This window comes from Cryobacterium sp. 10I1, from assembly GCF_035019805.1.
GTDB lineage: Bacteria > Actinomycetota > Actinomycetes > Actinomycetales > Microbacteriaceae > Cryobacterium > Cryobacterium glucosi.
The window spans coordinates 1-250 of the sequence record NZ_JASJVF010000672.1; the positions used below are offsets into that span (position 1 = coordinate 1).

1 protein-coding gene is annotated in these 250 nt (G+C 73.2%); it reads left to right on the plus strand.

Annotated elements, in window-relative coordinates; genetic code table 11:
* The coding region (locus QN345_RS20280; RefSeq protein ID WP_323509269.1) for an NAD(+)/NADH kinase at positions 1-250 on the plus strand (250 nt) is incomplete at both ends.

Here is a 250-nt window from a genome sequence, read left to right on the forward strand (position 1 = left end):
GTCTGCCAGCAGCTCCTCGCCTCTGACGCGACCCCCGTGCTCGCGCCCACCGAACTCACCGACATCCTCGCCGCCTGCCCCGAGCTCGACGGCCGTCTCGCCATCCTCGGCGAAACCGTGCAGGCGACCGAGCTCGAGCTCGTCATCGTCCTCGGCGGGGACGGCACCATCCTGCGCGCCGCCGAGGTCGTGCGCGGCTGCTCGGCGCCCCTGCTCGGCATCAACCTCGGCCACGTCGGCTTCCTCGCCG